The 16,460-nt window shown below is 71.2% G+C and carries 13 protein-coding genes; 10 read left to right on the forward strand and 3 right to left on the reverse strand.

Annotation, left to right across the window (positions count from 1 at the left end):
- Positions 1-37 precede the first annotated feature (37 nt).
- From DSM104329_RS27190 to DSM104329_RS27205, 4 genes are all read left to right on the forward strand, one after another.
- Positions 38-478 (forward strand): PPOX class F420-dependent oxidoreductase, encoded by a 441-nt coding sequence (locus tag DSM104329_RS27190; protein WP_259313007.1) that lies wholly within the window; start codon positions 38-40, stop codon positions 476-478.
- A 69-nt stretch (positions 479-547) separates the two neighbouring features.
- Entirely contained in the window at positions 548-1,837 is a 1,290-nt protein-coding gene (locus DSM104329_RS27195) for a M24 family metallopeptidase (protein ID WP_259313008.1), read from the forward strand.
- Positions 1,834-2,817, forward strand: a complete 984-nt coding sequence (locus tag DSM104329_RS27200; protein WP_259313009.1) for a thiamine pyrophosphate-dependent dehydrogenase E1 component subunit alpha — start codon at positions 1,834-1,836, stop codon at positions 2,815-2,817. The genes DSM104329_RS27195 and DSM104329_RS27200 overlap by 4 nt, the downstream gene beginning before the upstream one ends.
- 4 nt (positions 2,818-2,821) lie before the next feature.
- On the forward strand, positions 2,822-3,814 hold the full coding sequence (locus tag DSM104329_RS27205) for an alpha-ketoacid dehydrogenase subunit beta (RefSeq protein WP_259313010.1): 993 nt from the start codon (positions 2,822-2,824) through the stop codon (positions 3,812-3,814).
- Between the two features lie 21 nt (positions 3,815-3,835).
- On the opposite strand, the gene DSM104329_RS27210 is transcribed toward DSM104329_RS27205, so the two are convergent.
- Entirely contained in the window at positions 3,836-5,371 is a 1,536-nt protein-coding gene (locus tag DSM104329_RS27210) for a PucR family transcriptional regulator (RefSeq protein ID WP_259313011.1), read from the reverse strand.
- Between the two features lie 133 nt (positions 5,372-5,504).
- Between DSM104329_RS27210 and DSM104329_RS27215 the strand changes: the two genes are divergently transcribed.
- The 4 genes from DSM104329_RS27215 to DSM104329_RS27230 are packed head-to-tail and all read left to right on the forward strand — an operon-like array spanning position 5,505 to position 11,714.
- On the forward strand, positions 5,505-7,382 hold the full coding sequence (locus DSM104329_RS27215; protein WP_259313012.1) for a hydantoinase B/oxoprolinase family protein: 1,878 nt from the start codon (positions 5,505-5,507) through the stop codon (positions 7,380-7,382).
- Positions 7,383-7,402: 20 nt separating this feature from the next.
- Complete coding sequence (locus DSM104329_RS27220) at positions 7,403-9,520, forward strand: hydantoinase/oxoprolinase family protein (protein WP_259313013.1); 2,118 nt, start codon at positions 7,403-7,405, stop codon at positions 9,518-9,520.
- Between the two features lie 20 nt (positions 9,521-9,540).
- Positions 9,541-10,704: an NAD(P)/FAD-dependent oxidoreductase gene (locus tag DSM104329_RS27225; RefSeq protein WP_259313014.1), complete on the forward strand. Its 1,164-nt coding sequence runs from the start codon at positions 9,541-9,543 to the stop codon at positions 10,702-10,704.
- Positions 10,705-10,718: 14 nt separating this feature from the next.
- Positions 10,719-11,714 carry a hypothetical protein gene (locus tag DSM104329_RS27230; protein ID WP_259313015.1) on the forward strand — a complete coding sequence of 332 codons (996 nt, stop codon included), beginning with the start codon at positions 10,719-10,721 and terminating at the stop codon, positions 11,712-11,714.
- Positions 11,715-11,782: 68 nt separating this feature from the next.
- On the opposite strand, the gene DSM104329_RS27235 is transcribed toward DSM104329_RS27230, so the two are convergent.
- Positions 11,783-12,991, reverse strand: coding sequence for an aspartate aminotransferase family protein (locus DSM104329_RS27235; protein ID WP_259313016.1), 1,209 nt, complete (start codon positions 12,989-12,991; stop codon positions 11,783-11,785).
- Positions 12,992-13,273: 282 nt separating this feature from the next.
- Between DSM104329_RS27235 and DSM104329_RS27240 the strand changes: the two genes are divergently transcribed.
- Positions 13,274-14,836, forward strand: a complete 1,563-nt coding sequence (locus tag DSM104329_RS27240) for an aldehyde dehydrogenase family protein (RefSeq protein WP_259313017.1) — start codon at positions 13,274-13,276, stop codon at positions 14,834-14,836.
- Between the two features lie 18 nt (positions 14,837-14,854).
- On the opposite strand, the gene DSM104329_RS27245 is transcribed toward DSM104329_RS27240, so the two are convergent.
- Positions 14,855-15,724: a mycofactocin-coupled SDR family oxidoreductase gene (locus DSM104329_RS27245; RefSeq protein WP_259313018.1), complete on the reverse strand. Its 870-nt coding sequence runs from the start codon at positions 15,722-15,724 to the stop codon at positions 14,855-14,857.
- A gap of 154 nt (positions 15,725-15,878) precedes the next feature.
- Between DSM104329_RS27245 and DSM104329_RS27250 the strand changes: the two genes are divergently transcribed.
- Positions 15,879-16,442 (forward strand): carboxymuconolactone decarboxylase family protein, encoded by a 564-nt coding sequence (locus tag DSM104329_RS27250; RefSeq protein WP_259313019.1) that lies wholly within the window; start codon positions 15,879-15,881, stop codon positions 16,440-16,442.
- The last annotated feature ends 18 nt before the right edge of the window (positions 16,443-16,460 follow it).

Genomic DNA, 16,460 nt, shown 5'->3' on the forward strand with positions numbered 1-16,460 from the left:
CAGGCGCGCAGCCCGAACGTCGTCGAGAGGAGTTCCGATGCCCGCCTCCCCGGTGCCCAGGTCCGTCGACGCGTTCCTGCGCAAGCCGAACATGGCGGTGGTCGCGACGCTGAGCACGGATGGCACGCCGCACACCGTCGCCACCTGGTACGACTGGGACTCGGGCCGTGTCCTGCTCAGCATGGATCACAGCCGCCGTCGCCTGCGCCACCTCACCGCGGATGGCCGGGTCGCCCTGACCGTCATCGATCGCGACGACTGGTACCGCCACATCAGCCTCATCGGACGCGTCGACGAGATGCACGACGACGAGGGCCTCGCCGACATCGACCGCCTTGCGGTCCGCTACACCGGCGAGGCGTACAAGACACGCGACTCGCCGCGGGTCAGCGCGTGGATCGAGATCCAGCGCTGGCACGGGTGGGATGCCTCGGGCGAGCGAAAGGTGACCGACGCGTCCTGGGACGACGCGTCCTGAGAACCGCTTGACCTGTTCCGGCGCGGCTTGTTTACTAAGGTTGAACAGCCCCAGAGGAGAACAGCAGACATGACCGGGTCGCCAGGGGCCACCATGGCCGTCGACTGGGAGCGGCGGATCGACTTCGACCGCCTGCGGGGCGAGCGTCTCGAACGCGCCCGCCGGGCGCTGCGTGCGTCGGAGCTCGGAGCGGTTCTCCTGTTCGACCAGAACAACATCCGCTACGTCACCAGCACCCACATCGGCGAGTGGGCGCGCGACAAGAGCGCTCGCTGCGCCCTGCTGCCGAGGACCGGGGACCCGGTGCTGTGGGACTTCGGCTCCGCGGCCCGGCACCATCAGCTCCACGCGCCGTGGCTGCCCGAGACGAGCTGGCGCGCGGGCGTCTCCAGCATGCGCGGCGCCATGCCCGAGCAGACGGGCGTGCCCGACCTGCTCGCCGGCCACATCCACGAGGTGCTGCGCGAGCACGGCCTCGAACGCGAGCCGCTGGGCATCGATCTGACGGACATGGAGACGCTGGCATCGCTGCATCGGCGCAACATCCCGACCGCCAACGCCCAGCCGGTGATGCTCGACGCGCGCAAGATCAAGACCGGCGAGGAGATCGCGCTGCTCGACCACGCGGCGGGGATCGTCGACGCCGTCTATGAGCGCATCTACGAGATGCTGCGGCCCGGCGTGCACGAGCATCAGATCGTCGCCGAGGCCCAGAAGCTCCTCTTCGAGCTCGGCTCCGAGCAGGTGGAGGCCATCAACGCGGTCTCCGGCGAGCGCTGCAACCCGCATCCCCACGTCTTCTCCGATCGCCTCCTGCGGCCGGGGGACCAGGCGTTCTTCGACATCATCCACTCGTTCATGGGGTACCGGACGTGCTACTACCGCACGTTCTGCGTCGGCGGTGTGACCCAGCCCCAGCTCGACGCGTACAAGCGCTGCCGAGAATGGCTCGATCACGCGATCGACCTCGTGCGCCCCGGCGTGACCACCGATCAGATCGCGGCGGTCTGGCCGACCGCCGAGGAGCTCGGGTTCCCCAGCGAGGAGGCGTGCTTCGGACTCCAGTTCGGCCACGGCCTCGGCGTCGGCCTGTACGAGTCGCCGATGATCTCGCGGCTGCACTCCTTCGACGACCCTGTCGAGATCGAGGAGGGCATGGTGTTCGCGCTGGAGACGTACTGCCCCGCCACGGACGGCCGCTCGGCCGCCCGGATCGAGGAGGAGGTCGTGGTGCGGGCCGAGGGCCCGGAGATCATCACGCGGTTCCCGGCCGAGGAGCTCCTGGTCGCCGGGCGCCAGTACGTCCGGGGCGCGGACTTCGCGGACCGCCAACCCAGCGCCATCGGGGCGACCGGATGAGCACCGTGGCGCCGGCCGCCGGCGCTGCCACCACCGAGCTCGACCGCGACGCGAGCATCGCCCTCTACCGCCGCATGCGGCTCATCCGGCGGTTCGAGGACACGATCCAGTCGCTGTTCCAGCGCGGCGAGGTGCACGGAACGACGCACCTCTACTCAGGCGAGGAGGCGTCGGCCGTCGGCGTGTGCTCCGCCCTGGAGCCGCAGGACCGCGTCGCCGGCACCTACCGGGGACACGGGCACGCGCTCGCCCTGGGCGTTCCCACCGGCGGCCTGCTCGACGAGATGCTCGGCCGCAGCACCGGCGTCTGCGGCGGCCGCGCCGGTTCGATGAACGTCGTCGACCTCGATCACCAGCTCATCGGATGCTTCGGCATCATCGGCGGGAGCATCGCCGCCGCGACCGGAGCGTCGCTGGCGCTGCGCAGCCGCAACGGCGTCGCGGTCGCCTTCTTCGGCGACGGCACGACGAACCACGGGTACTTCCACGAGTGCCTGAATTTCGCGCAGGTGATGAAGCTGCCCGTGGTCTTCGTCTGCGAGAACAACCTGTACGGGGAGTTCACGCCGTGGGAGGACGTGACCGCGGGCCAGATCCGTTCGCGTCCCGAGGCGCTCGAGATGTCCGCCGTCACCATCGACGGCAACGACGTGTGGACCGTCCACGCCGCGGCCCGGGAGGCCCTCGCGCATGCCCGCCGCGGCGATGGCCCGTACTTCATCGAGGCGCTCACCTACCGCTTCGTCGGGCACTCCCGCAGCGATCCGGGCGCCTACCGCAAGCCGGGTGAGCTCGATGCGTGGCGCCAGCGCGATCCGCTCAAGCTGGCCCGCGCCGCGCTCGCCGACGTCTTCGACGTGGGCGAGGACGAGTTGGCCGAGATCGAAGCCGCGGTCGACGGCGAGCTGGAGGCCGCCGTCGAGGCTGGGCTCGCCGCGCCCTACCCCGAGCCCGGGATCGCCCGCCAGTTCAAGGACTAGCGCCATGGAGTTCCGCCAAGCCATCCGCGACGCCCTGGACGAAGAGCTCGCCCGAGACGAGCGCGTGATCTTCTTCGGCGAGGACGTGGCCCGGCCGGGCGGCGTGTTCGCCGTCACCCCCGGGCTGCAGGAGGCCCACGGCTCCGACCGCGTCTTCGACACGCCCATCTCGGAGCTGGCCCTGGCCGGCGCAGCCTTCGGCAGCGCCGTGTGCGGGGCCCGTCCGGTCATCGAGATCATGTTCGGCGACTTCCTGCCGCTGGCGATGGACAGCCTCGTCAACCAGGCGGCCAAGTACTGGTACCTGTCCAACGAGCAGGCCAGCGTGCCGCTCGTCGTGCGATCCGCCATCGGCGCGGGCGGCCGGTTCGGGGCCATCCACTCGCAGAACCCCGCTTCCTGGTTCACGAACGTGCCGGGCCTCAAGGTGGTCGCTCCGTCGACACCGGGTGACGCCAAGGCGCTGCTCAAGGCGGCGATCCGCGACGACAACCCGGTCCTCTTCCTCGAGCACAAGCGCCTGTACTCGCTCAAGGACGACGCCCCCGCCGCGGAGCCCGCCGAGATCGGCGTCGCCGCCGTCCGCAGGACGGGCGGCGACGTGACGATCGTGTCGGCGATGAAGGGCGTCCACGACTGCCTGGCCGCGGCCGAGCTGCTCGCCGAGTCGGGCATCGAGGCCGAGGTCATCGACCTGCGCACGCTGCGTCCCCTCGACAGTGGCACGGTGCTGGAGTCCCTGGCCAGGACGAACCGGCTCGTCGTGGTCGAGGAAGGTCCGATGACGGGCGGCTGGGCGGGCGAGATCCTGTCGCTGGCGATCGAGAACGCGCTGGAGCACATCGACGACGCCTACCGGATCGCCACGGCCGACACCCCCATCCCGTACAGCCCCACGCTCGAGGACGCGTTCCTGCCCAGCGCCCAGTCGATCGCCTCGAACATCCGGAGCCGGCTCGGCGTGAGCACGGCCGAAGCCGTCGGGTTCACGGGCTGAGGGCCGCGCGCGTGAAGCGGCTCAGCGATCGGAGCGGCCCGGGAACGCGGGCATCACGTCCGAGCCGACGATCGCGTAGGCCTGGAGCGCCAGCCACAGCTGCACCATGTCGGCCATGCTCGACAGGTCGCGTCCCGTGATCTGCTCGACCCGGCTCAAGCGGTACGACAGCGTGTGCTTGTGCACATGCAGCTCCGCGGCGGCGGTCTGCAGCCGGCGGTCATGCTCGAAGAACACCCGCAGCGACTGCAGCATGGCGCTGCCATGCTCCGCGTCGTAGACGATCACCGGCGCGAGGATCTCCTCGACGAGGCTCTCCAGCGTCCCGATGTCCGTCGGCAGCCAGTGCAGCGAGGAGTCCGAGCGCGGGAAGGTCCGGACGGCACCGCCTCCGTCGTCGTCGGCGATCGCTCGCTCGAGGGCCCACATGGCCTCCTTGCGCGCGACCGACAGGCCCTGCACGCCGTCCCGCTCGCCGCTGATCCCGGCACGAAGGCCGAGTCCGTCGAGAGCCTCGGTCAGCACCTCGGGCTCAGCGGGCAGCAGCGCGAACAGGTCACGGTCGACGAGGAGCATGTGCGGGAGCTCCAGATCGCACAGCCGGTGATGGAGCTCGTCGTCGCGCAGATCGCCGTCCACGGCGCGAAGCGCAGCGACGGCAAGTGGAGCACCGGGGGCGAAGCCCGCCTCGGCGAGCGCATCCTCGACGCCTGCGGACTCCAGGCGACCGGCGAACAGCTTCGCGAGCGTCTCCGCCCCCCTGCGGCGTTGCGCCTCACGCTCGTAGTACAGCTGGGTGAGCTCGAGGGCAGCGATCGTCGCGATGTGGTGGACGGCGCCGAGACCGGCCGGCGCCACGCCCTCACGCTCGAGCGCGACGACGAACGTCCCGGGCCGCTGCTCGAGCGGCACCCGAACCGCGTATCCGCCGGGAACGGCGGGATTGCCGGTGATCGACGTGAACTCGTCGCCGCCGAGTGCATCGACGACCTCCTGAGGCGGCCGCCGGAAGCCGCTGATCAGCGGCGCGCCGATCACCGAGACCAGGTAGACGTCGTACCCCGAGATCTCCTCGAGACGCTCGAAGATCGCGTGCGGGCCCTTGACGTGGGCGTCGGATCGCAGCGTGTCGAAGATCCGCACGTGCGTCAGCAGGCGCTGCATCGCGCTGTCCTGGTTCGCGTCGGCCACCATCCGGGCGATCGACAGGAACGGGACCTCGACCGGGACGTGCAGCAGCGGGAAGTCCCGGTCGTCGGCCTCGGCGAGCATCTCGGCCCGCAGCTGCGGTCCGCGGACGCCGATGCCCAGCGCGGCGGCGTGACGCTCGTCGAGCCGCTCCACGAGCCGGGCCTGAGCCGAGCCGTCGGCGGGCAGGCCGAGACCGTTGGTCATGAGCAGCTCGCCACCGTCGAGCCACGGCGCCGGATCGTCGAGCTCGGACACGTGGGTCCACAGGAGCGGCCGGTCGAGTCCTCCGGCTCCGGCGATCGTGCGCAGCTGCAGCGATGGGGTCTCGACCAGATCCCGGATCGTCATGGCTCGGCGCGGACCCATGGCGTTTGCGAGCGTAGCGCTCGGCCGATGGCACGGCAGCCAACCCGGTGCCCCGGGTTTGTGTGCCGGACCCATTCCGGACCTCCGGCAGCCGTGTCTACATTTCTGCCGTGCGACCAGGAGAGGACGTGTGATGACCGCCCCCGTGGCCCAGACCGCCCGCGGTGCCGACTACGACCCCATCACGTTCAGCGTGATGCTGAGCCGGTTCAACAACATCGCCAACGAGATGACGCTCACGCTGGAGTACACGGCGTGGACGTCGATCCTGGCGCTCGCCCGCGACTACTCCTGCGCGATCTACGACGCCGTGCCGCGCCAGATCTGCATGTTCGATGCGCTGCCCATCCACACGACGTCCATGCACCTCGTCCTGGCCGAGATGCATCGGGCGTTCGAGGGTGATGTGCACGAGGGCGACATCTTCATGTGCAACGCCCCCTACCGCGGGAACACGCACGTCGGCGACGTGGTGACGGCCGAGCCGGTGTTCGCGGAGGGACGGCACCTGTTCTGGTCGGTCACCAAGGGCCACCAGCTCGACGTCGGCGCCATTGCGCCGTCGAGCATCGTGCCCGGCGCGAAGAACGTGTGGCAGGAGGGGCTGCACATCCCCCCGCTGAAGATCTACGACCGCGGCAAGCCACGCGAGGACGTCATCGATCTGTACCTGACGAACCTGCGCTACCGGGACCTGCTGCACGGCGACCTGCTCGCCCAGCTCGGCTCGATCGGCAAGGGGCGGGCGCGCCTCGAGGAGCTGGTCTCCGATTACGGCGCCGACGAGGTGCTCACATACGTCGACCACATCATCGACTACGCGGACCGGCGGATGGCCGAGGAGGTCCGGGCGATCCCGGACGGGACCTACACCGCCGAAGCATGGGCCGACAGCGACGGCGCCGACTCCGTGAACATCCCGATCAGGGTGAGCGTCACCGTCGACGACGACATGGTGCGCGTCGACTACACCGGCAGCGGACCGCAGTCGCCCAGCGGCGTCAACGGGACGTTCGCGACCTCACAGGGCGCGGCGGCGATCCCGTTCATGTACTACATCGATCCGGACATCCCGCACAACCACGGCTGCTTCAAGCACATCGACGCGTACGCGCCCGAGGGCACGATCTGCAACGCGACGTACCCGGCGGCCACCTGCTGTGCGACCACCTGCCCGACCGACACGATGCACGACGTCGTCAACAAGGCGATGGCGGCGGCCGTCCCGGACAAGGTCGTCGCGGGTGGGGCGCGCGCCGCCAACATGCCCAACTGGGCCGGGATCGACGAGCGCACGGGCGAGCCGTGGGCCGCGATGTTCTTCAACAACGGCGGCGGCGCGGGCGCATGCAAGGGCACGGACGGCTGGCCCATCCTCGCGACGCTGGCCGCGATGGGCGGCCTCAAGTCCCTGGTCATCGAGCAGCTCGAGCTGCTGTATCCGCTGCTGGCGCTGGAGATGGAGGCCGAGCCCGACTCGATGGGGATGGGGGAGTGGATCGGCGGTCCCGGCGTTCGCTGGGTACTGCGCCCCATCGCCGGCTCTGCCGAGGTGGTCACGTTCGGCGACGGCCAGCAGAACCCGCCGCACGGCGTGCTGGGGGGCACGATGGGCATCGGCGGCGGCCAGTACGTCGAGGTCGAGTCCACGGGCCGCCGGCGGTATGTCTCGGCCACCGGCCACTACCTCGTCGGGCCGGGCGAGGTGCGCGTCGGCGTCTCCACCGGAGGCGGCGGCTACGGCAATCCGATCGACCGCGATCCCGAGCAGGTGCGCCGGGACGTCCGGGACGGCCTCGTCACGCGCGAGACCGCGGCGGCGGTCTGCGGGGTGGTGCTGTCCGACGACTGGGACCCCGTCATCGACGTGGCGGCGACGGAGGCCCGCCGGGCCGAGCTCGCGAAGGTCGAGCGCCCCATGGTCGAGCCGACGGCCCCCGCGGCGTCGACCTGGCTGGAGCGCGACATGCGCGAGGGCGACGAATACCTGCTCAACCCGACCGTCGCCTGAGCGACACGGAAGGAGCTCGCATGGGATACCGCGTCGGCATCGACATCGGCGGGACGTTCACGGACTTCGTCATCATCGACGATGACGGCGAGGTCACCCTGTGGAAGGAGGACTCGACCCCCGACGATCCCATGGAAGCGATCGAGGAGGGTCTCCGGGCCGTCTCCGACCATCTCGGGACCTCGCTGGAGGCGCTGCTCGAGGCGAGCGAGGCGTTCGTCCACGGGTCCACCATCGCGACGAACACGCTGATCCAGCGCGACGGAGGTCCCGCCGGGCTGCTGTGCACGCAGGGCTTCCGCGACGTCCTGCTGTTCCGCGACGGCTTCAAGCCCGAGCGCTTCAACGTCCATCTCAAACGCCCGGACGACTTCGTCGATCGCTACCTCCGGCTCGACGTGCCCGAGCGCATCAACGTCGACGGCGACGTTCTCGTCGAGCTGGACGAGGGCGCGGTGCGATCGGCGGCCGCCCACTTCCGGGAGACGGGCGTCAAGGCCATCGCCGTGGCCTTCCTGTGGTCCGTCGTCAACGGCACCCACGAGGACCGGGCGGCCGAGATCCTGCGCGAGGAGCTGCCGGGCGTCGACGTGCTCTGCTCGAAGGACGTCCTGCGGGAGATCCGCGAATGGGAGCGCACGTCGGCGACGGTCCTGAGCGCCTACGTGCTGCCGAAGATCGGCGACTACCTGCGCCGGCTCGAAGGCTTCCTCGACGAGAAGCGCCTTGCGCATCCTGCGCAGTACATGCAGATCAACGGCGGCTGCGCGTCGGTGGAGGAGATCATGCAGCGGCCGGTCAACACGCTGGGCTCGGGCCCGGCCGCGGCGCCGGCGGCCGCGGCGTTTCACCTGGCGCCGGGTACCAACGGTCGCTCCAACGGGGCGGCGGCGCAGGGCGCCGCCAACGTCATCACCATCGACATGGGCGGGACCAGCTTCGACGTCTGCCTCATCCGCGAGGGCCGGCCCACCATGTCGCGCTCGATCCAGGTCGAGTTCCAGCCCATCGGCGTCTCGGGCGTCGAGGTGCAGTCCATCGGCGCCGGCGGCGGCAGCATCGCCTGGATCGACACCGGCGGCGCGCTGCGGGTCGGGCCGCAGAGCGCCGGGGCCAGGCCGGGACCCGCGTGCTACGGCGCCGGCGGCGAGCAGCCCACCGTCACGGATGCCAACGTCGTCCTCGGCTACCTGTCACCCACGGCGTTCCTGGGCGGCCGGCGGACGCTTCGAGAGGATCTCGCGACCAGCGCCGTGGCGTCCGGGGTCGGGGACCCGCTGGGACTGGACGCGATCCACGGCGCGGCGGGGATCATCGAGGTGGTCAACGCGAACATGGTCGGCGGGATTCGCTCCGTGTCCGTCGAGCGCGGCATCGATCCCCGCGGGTACATGCTGGTCTCGGGCGGCGGCGCCGGCGGCCTGCACGCGGCCAGACTCGCCCGGCAGCTGGGCATGCGCCAGGTCATGATCCCGCCCGAGGCCTCGACCTTCTGCGCGTTCGGCATGACCGTCACCGACGTGCGTCACGACTACACGCTGTCGCATCACGCGCTGTCCAACGACATGGACATCTCGGCGTTCGACGCCCCGTTCGCGCAGCTCGAGGGCAAGGCCCGCGAGCGGCTGCGTCGCGACGGCTTCCGGGATGAGCAGATCCACCTCGAGCGCTCCGTCGATGCCCGCTATCGCAACCAGATCCACGAGCTGACCATCCCCATCCCCGGCGACGAGCACTACGGACCCGAGCAGCTCGAGACCATCCTGTCGACGTTTCACGGCGAGCACGAGAGCCAGTTCACCTACTCGCTCCCCGACGTTCCGGTGGAGTTCCTCCACTGGCGCCTGGCCGCCATCGCGGAGTCCCCTCGCGTGCCCAGGCCGGCCGCGGCTGCCGCCGACGACCCCATGGCGGCCGGACAGGCGGCGCTGACGGGAGAACGCGAGGCGTACTTCCCCGAGTTCGGCGAGAAGGTCGCCACGCCGGTCTACACGATGAGCAGGCTCGCACCGAACGCGACCATCCGTGGCCAGGCGATCGTCGAGTCGCCCAACACCACCCTGGTCATCAATCCCGGCGATGAGGTCGACGTCCTCGACGGAGGCCGCCTGCTCGTCACCGTCGGCGCCGCCGGATAGGCCGGGAGGAGCGCGTCCTCGTGACCGGGCCGAGCGTCGTCGTCGTCGGCGCGGGAGCGGCAGGGTTGAGCGCGGCGCTCTGCCTCGTCGAGCGCGCATGCCCCGACGTCACGGTCATCGACCGCGGGCACGTGGCGTCCGGGTCCTCGTCGCTGTCGGCCGGGGTCTTCACCCGGCAGTACACCGAGCGAATGGACATCGCGTTGCGCGTCGAGTCCTACGAGCGCCTGTGTCAGCTCGAGCGCGACGCCGGGTTGGTCATGCGCCGCAACGGGTTCCTGCGCCTTGCGCACGACGAGGCCACGATGGACGAGTTCGTGCGCGGCGCCGCGCTGCAGCACGAGCTCGGCGCGACCGACGCGCAGGCCGTCGATCGGCGGGAGGTGCAGCGGCTTGTGCCGGACCTCCGTTGCGACGACGTGTCCGGCGGCCTGTTCGGCCCCACCGACGGCTACCTCGACGGCCAGCAGCTGTGCATGGCGTACGCGGAGCAGGCCCAGGCCCGCGGCGCACGGATCCTTGCGCGTCATGAGCTCACGGGCTACGACGAGCTCCCCGGGGGCCGGCACCGTCTGACGACGTCCCGAGGCCGGCTGGAGTGCGACGTCGTCCTCAACGCGGCGGGCGCCTGGGCCCCCGCGGTCGGCGCGCTGCTCGGCGCTCCCGTGCAGATCGTCGCCGAGCGCCACCAGGCATGCGTGATGCGCCTCGACGCCCCGCTGGCCTACGAGCTGCCGTCGGTCATGGACTACGTGGCGGGCAGCGGCGAGGTCGGGCTGTATCTGCGCCCCGAGGGCGAACGGCAGCTCATCGCCGGCCTGCACAGCAACGAGCGCCTCGAGCAGGCGGCTGACCCCGACGACTTCCACGGCGGCGCCGATGCGGCCTTCATCGACGCGCTGATCCCGCTGCTCGTCGACCGGATGCCGGGTCTCGCCGGCATCGGATTCGAGGGCGGCTGGGCGGGCCTCTACCCCAACAGCGTGGACGAGCGCTTCATCATCGGGCCCTGTCCTGGCCGGGATGGCATCCACGCCCTGTGCGGGCTCGACGGCGTGGGCGTCTACATGTCCCCCGCGGCGGGACGGATCGCCGCCGACTGGATCCTCGACGGCGAGCCGCGCTCCGCACACGAGGCCGTGGCGTTCTCACCCGACCGGTTCGAGGCGCGCGAACGGGTATGACCGGCGCGGCTCCCGTGGGTGTCGCCGTCTACGGCACCGGGCGCGCGGGGACCGAGATCGTGCGTGCGTGCGGGCTGCGTCCGGACGTGCGCGTCGTCGCGGGCATCGCCGCCACGAAGGCCAAGGAGGGCGCCGACCTCGGCGCGGTCACGGTCGGTGCCCCCCTGGGGGTCGAGGTCACGTGCGACCTCGAGGGGGTCCTCGCCCGCCCGGACGTCGACGTCGTGCTCCACGCCGGCATCGGCACGCCGCCGGAGGTCGCCTCGCTGCTCGGGCGGTGCGCCGACGCGGGCAAGGACGCGATCACCGTCGCGGGCCTCGTGCACCCGCCCACCGCGCTCGGCGCCGAGGGCGCCGCGGCGCTGCACGGGCGCGCCCGCGACGGCGGAGCGCGTGTCGTGGGGACCGGCGTCAACCCCGGCTTCCTGCTCGACGCCCTGCCCGCCGTATGGGGCAGCATGGTGGGCCGGGTCGACCGCCTGCACGCCCGCCGGGTCGGCGACATCCGGCACTGGGGCGCGGGGGCGCTCGACGGGGAGGTCGGCCTCGGACGACCGCCCGAGGAGGTGCGCGGCAACCGGGCGCTGTCGCTCGACGAGTCGCTCGCGCTGGTCGCCGAGGCACTCGACCTGCGCTTCGATCGGACCGAGGACCTGCACGAGGCGCTGCCGGCGCCGAACGTGCGCGAGCACGGCGGACGCCGTGTCGCGCCCGGACGGACCATGGGCTTTCGCAGGCGGTCGATCGGCCGGCGCGGCGGCGATGTCCTGGCCGAGATCGAGTGGATCGCGATCTTCTGCCTCGATCCGGCGCGCGACGGCGTCGAGGAAGCCGCCACCCTGCGCATCGAGGGCGACAGCAATGTCGAGGCGTCGGCGTCCGGAACCTTCTTCGGCGATCCCTACCCGAGCACCGCCGCACGGGCCGTCAACGCGATCGGGCCGCTGCGCAGCCTGCCCCCCGGTCTCTACCGGCCGGACGAGCTGCCGAGCTCATCGCGCCCGAGATGAGCGCCCGGCGGGTGCGACGCCGAGCTCATCGCGCCCGAGATGAGCGCGCAGCGGGTGCGACGCCGAGCTCATCGCGCCCGAGATGAGCGCCCGGCGGGTTCGACGCGGCCCCCGTCGGCGGGCGGCCGCCATCCGGTGGCCACGTCGTCCACCGCGGAGCTGATGACGTCGACGATCTCGTCGGCCACCGCCTGCTCCATCGGTGTCGACAGCGCCACGAGACCGGTGGGGTTGAGGAGCAGGCCCCGGCGGTATGCCGCCCACCACAGCGCCCGGTAGATCGTGGCGCGGTCGTCGCCGGGCGCGACGGGCCACGGTCGCAGGAGCGACCCCGAGCCGCGCACCTCCCACCCCGCTGCGGCGAGCGGGGCCTCGAGCGACCCGCGAACCCGGTCGCCGAGCTCGTTGAGCCGCCGGATCTCCGCGTCGTCGAAGAGGTCGAGCGCCGCGAGGCCCGCGGCCATCGTGACGGGATTGCCCGAGAAGGTGCCGCCGTGGTCGAGTCCGGTGGCCCGGCGCGGGTCGAGCTCGTGCATGATCTCGCCCCGGCCGGCGACCGCGCCGACGGGGAACCCGCCCCCGATGAGCTTGCCGAGGATGACGAGATCGGGCTCGAGTCCGTAGAGCGGGCTGCGCCCGGTCGGACCGAGGCGGAACGAGATGACCTCATCGACGACGATCACGATGCCGTGGGCGTGACACAGCTGCACGAGGGTCCGCACGTGCTCGGGCTCGGCGGGCAGCAGGCCCGGCCGGTTGGGCATGAGGTCGATGAGGACGGCGGCGACGTCCGCGCCCTTGCGCTCGATCGTGTCGATCAGCGCTGCGGTGTCGTTGTGGCCGAGCAGGATGGTGTCGCGCATCACGCCGGGTGGCAGACCGCGTCGCGAGCGCTCGTCGCCGGTCGCCAGCGCGATGTCGGAGAAGCCGTGGTAGGCCCGATCGGTGAGGATGCACCGAGATCGCCCGGTATGTGCGCGCGCGATCCGCAACGCGGTCATGACCGCCTCGGTCCCGGAGTTGACGTACCGGACGGCGTCCGCATTCGGGAGTCGCTCCAGCAGCGTCTCGGCGTGGTCGAGCTCGCGCTCGTTCGGTAGGCCGAACGCGCTGCCGTCCTCGATCGCCCGGAACGCCGCCGCCACGATGGCCGGGTGCGCGTGGCCGTGGATGAGCGACGCGAAGTTGTTGTTGCAGTCGATGACGACGCGCCCGGTGTCATCCCAGAGGCGACAACCCTCGCCCCGGATCGCGTAGGGCGCGCCAGGCCCCACCATGTACGACGAGCGACCGTACCCCCCGGGCAGCACCCGGCGGGCGCGTTCGCGCGGATCCCGTGCGCGCTGCGTCAACATCCCGGCCGACGTTAGATCGGCGCTTCGGGCCCATCAATTGGCGCCGGACACAAAGTCGGCGCATGGCATTTGGCGCGTTTCGCGCGCCCACGCGGGGGGTTGGGCCGGCGCCACAATCATCTCGTCACACTTGGTCCCGGTTCCCAATTGCCAACGCCCGTGCGGCGCCTCCAGACTGGAGGTGACCAGGAAGGAGGGTGAGCGGTGTCGAGCATCACCTATGCGACCGTCTACACCCAGGGCCTCGGGGATGACGAGAAGAGCCGCGCATACGAGCGGGAGCTGACGCGGCTGCGCGAGGCCGGGAGCCCCCGAGCGTGTGGTCATCACATCGCCGGACAGGAGATCGACAGCGGGCCCGCGTTCGACCGTGCCGATCCTTCGGACGCGTCCCGCGTCGTCAGCCGTGGACGGCTGGCCGATGGCGAGCTCGTCGACCGGGCGGTGGCCGCCGCACGCGAAGCCCTGCCGGACTGGCGGCGAACGGACTACCACCAGCGCGCCGAGATCCTGCGCCGGACCCTGCAGGCGATCGAACGCCGCCATGTGGAGCTCGCGGCGCTTCTCACGCTCGAGACGGGCAAGACGCGCGCCGACGCCTTCGCCGAGGTCGCCGAGTGTGCGGCGATCGTCGAGCTGTACTGCAACCAGGTCACGGCCGCCGAAGGGTTCGTCGTCGCGCATCGCCCGCCGTCGCCGACGTCCCACGCCGACGTGGTCCTGCTGCCGTACGGCGTCTTCGGCGTCATCTCACCGTTCAACTTCCCGCTCGCGATCTCCTTCGGGATGACGGCCGCGGCGCTGATCATGGGCAACACCGTCGTCTTCAAGCCGTCGCCGCTGACGCCCGCCTGTGGACAGGCGTTCGCGCAGCTGTTCGACGGCGTCGGGCTGCCGACCGGGGTCCTGAACCTCGTGCAGGGCGGCTCGGAGACCGGACAGGCGCTCGCCGGCGCCGCGGTGGACGGCATCGCCTTCACGGGCTCGGCCGACGTCGGCCTGGACTTCGTCGCGCGATTCGGACGGCCGCCGTTCGTCCGCCCTGTGCTCGCGGAGATGGGCGGCAAGAACCCGGCGATCGTCACCGACGCCGCCGGCGACCTCGACACCGCCGCGCGCGCCGTGGCCCGGTCGGCATTCGGCATGTCCGGGCAGAAGTGCAACGCGTGCTCGCGCGCCATCGTCACCGATGGCGTCTACGACGACTTCATCGAGCGGCTGTGCGCGATCACGTCCGAGCTGGTCGTCGCCGATCCCATCGACGCATCGGCGTTCACGGGACCCGTCATCAGCGACTCGTCGGTCGCGCGCTTCCAGGAGTCGGTCGCCCTGGCGCGTCAGGACGGCCGCGTGCTCGTGGGCGGCGGGAGTGCCGGCGGTCCCGGCCACTTCGTGGAGCTCACGCTCGTCGATCGCCTGCCGTCCGCGCACCCCCTGACCCGTGACGAGCTGTTCGTCCCGATCGTCTCGGTCGTCCGCGCCGGCGACCTCGACGAGGCGCTCGCCGAGGCCAACGCGATCCGCTACGGCCTCTCGGCGGGCATCTTCAGCAACGACCCACGCGAACGGGAGCGCTTCCTCGACGAGATCGAGGCCGGCATCGTCTTCCTGAACAACCCCGGCGGCGCGACGACGGGCGTGTGGCCGGGAAGCCAGACGATGTCGGGCTGGAAGGGCAGCGGGTCGGCGGGCAAGGGCGGCTTCGGCCCGTGGTACCTCCACCAGTTCGGGCGCGAGCAGAGCCGCACCGTCTTCGACGTCGCCTGACCGCCCCGCCGCGCGTGCTCAGGGCGAGACGGCAGGCGCTTCGCCGGGCTCGGTGTTGAAGCCGGGCAATGCGTAGTGACCGGCGTCGACGGTGAGCGTGATGCCGGTCACGTGGGCAGCCTCGTCGGACGCGAGATACAGGACGGCGTTGCTCACCGAGCTCGGCGGAACAAGGCTCTCGGGAAGGCTGCCCCAGTGTGGCGCCGCCGCCAGCCGGTCCTCCTGGGTGCCGCCTTCGCGGCCCGCCATGAAGTCGAGCGCCCCCTGCCAGCTGTTCATGACGGTGTCGATCAGCCCGGGGGCGATCGCGTTGCAGCGCACGCTGTAGGGCCCGAGCTCGACGGCCAGCGTCTTGGCCAGGTTGATGACGCCGGCCTTCGTCGCGCCGTAGTGCGCGCAGCGCGCGGACGCCTCGAGGCCGTTGACCGAGGCGATGAGAACCACGGAGCCCTGACGGCGCTCCATCATGTGGCCGACGACGGCACGGGCGGTGTTGAAGACGCCGGTCAGGTTGATGTCGATGACCGTCTGCCAGCGCTCCGGGGTCAGCTCCCAGAACCGGTCGATGACCCAGATCCCGGCGTTCGCCACCGCCGTATCGATCTGTCCGAACCGGTCCAGGCCCTCGTCGACGGCCCGGGCGAGGTCCTCGAACCGGCGCACATCTCCCTGAACGACGAGCGCCTGCCGGCCGAGCTCCTCGACGGCCGACGCCGTCTGCTGCAGATCTTCCGGGCTTGCGAGCTCGTACGGCACGCCGTCGATCTGGGCCGCGACATCGAACAGGATGACGTCCGCGCCCTCGCGAGCCAAGGTGAGCGCGTGGGAGCGGCCCTGACTACGGGCGGCCCCGGTGATGAACGCGACCTTGCCCTGCATTCTCGGCATGCTGTCTCTCCCGTGGCCGTGATGAGATCGGCCGCCGGCGCGGCCCACCACGCCGACGGTAGATCCCGGGTGATCGGGCGGGAACCTCCGAACGGAGGTACCTCTTCACGGTTCTCGCGCGTAGCGTCGCGGCGAACCTTCCGAGGAGACTCCGATGGCACGTCTGTCCCCGGTCCCCGCGGAGCAAGCTGCGCCGATCCTCGGCCCGGACGCTCCCCTGAACCTGCGCATCTGGGCCAACCGGCCGGAGCTCGCGACCGCGTTTCTCGCCTTCACCGGCGCCGTGTTCGGCACCGAGCGGATCCTGCCCGATCGCCTGCACGAGCTCGCGCGCCTGCGGATCGCGTTCCACAACCAGTGCCGCAGCTGCATGGCCGTCCGGTACGTGCCCGAGCAGGAGGTCCCCGAGGCGCTGGTGTGCTCGCTGGAGAAGCCCGAGGAGAGCGGCGACCTGACGGACGCCGAGCGGCTGGTCCTGGAGTACGCGGACCGGCTGGCGACCGACCACCTCAGCATCGACGACGCGTTCTACGACCGACTGCGCGAGTACTTCACCGAGCCCGAGATCGTCGAGATCGGCGTCAACATGGCCGTGTGCGTCGGCTTCGGTCGACTCGAGGCGACGTGGGACATGGTCGACGAGCTGCCCGAGCGCTTCACCGAGCGCGATGTCGTCATCACCCCGTGGGGCGAGGGCGGCGTGATCCGCACCGCATGACCGGCGTTCGACCGTCCA

This window comes from Capillimicrobium parvum, from assembly GCF_021172045.1.
In the GTDB taxonomy this organism is placed as follows: Bacteria; Actinomycetota; Thermoleophilia; order Solirubrobacterales; family Solirubrobacteraceae; genus Capillimicrobium; species Capillimicrobium parvum.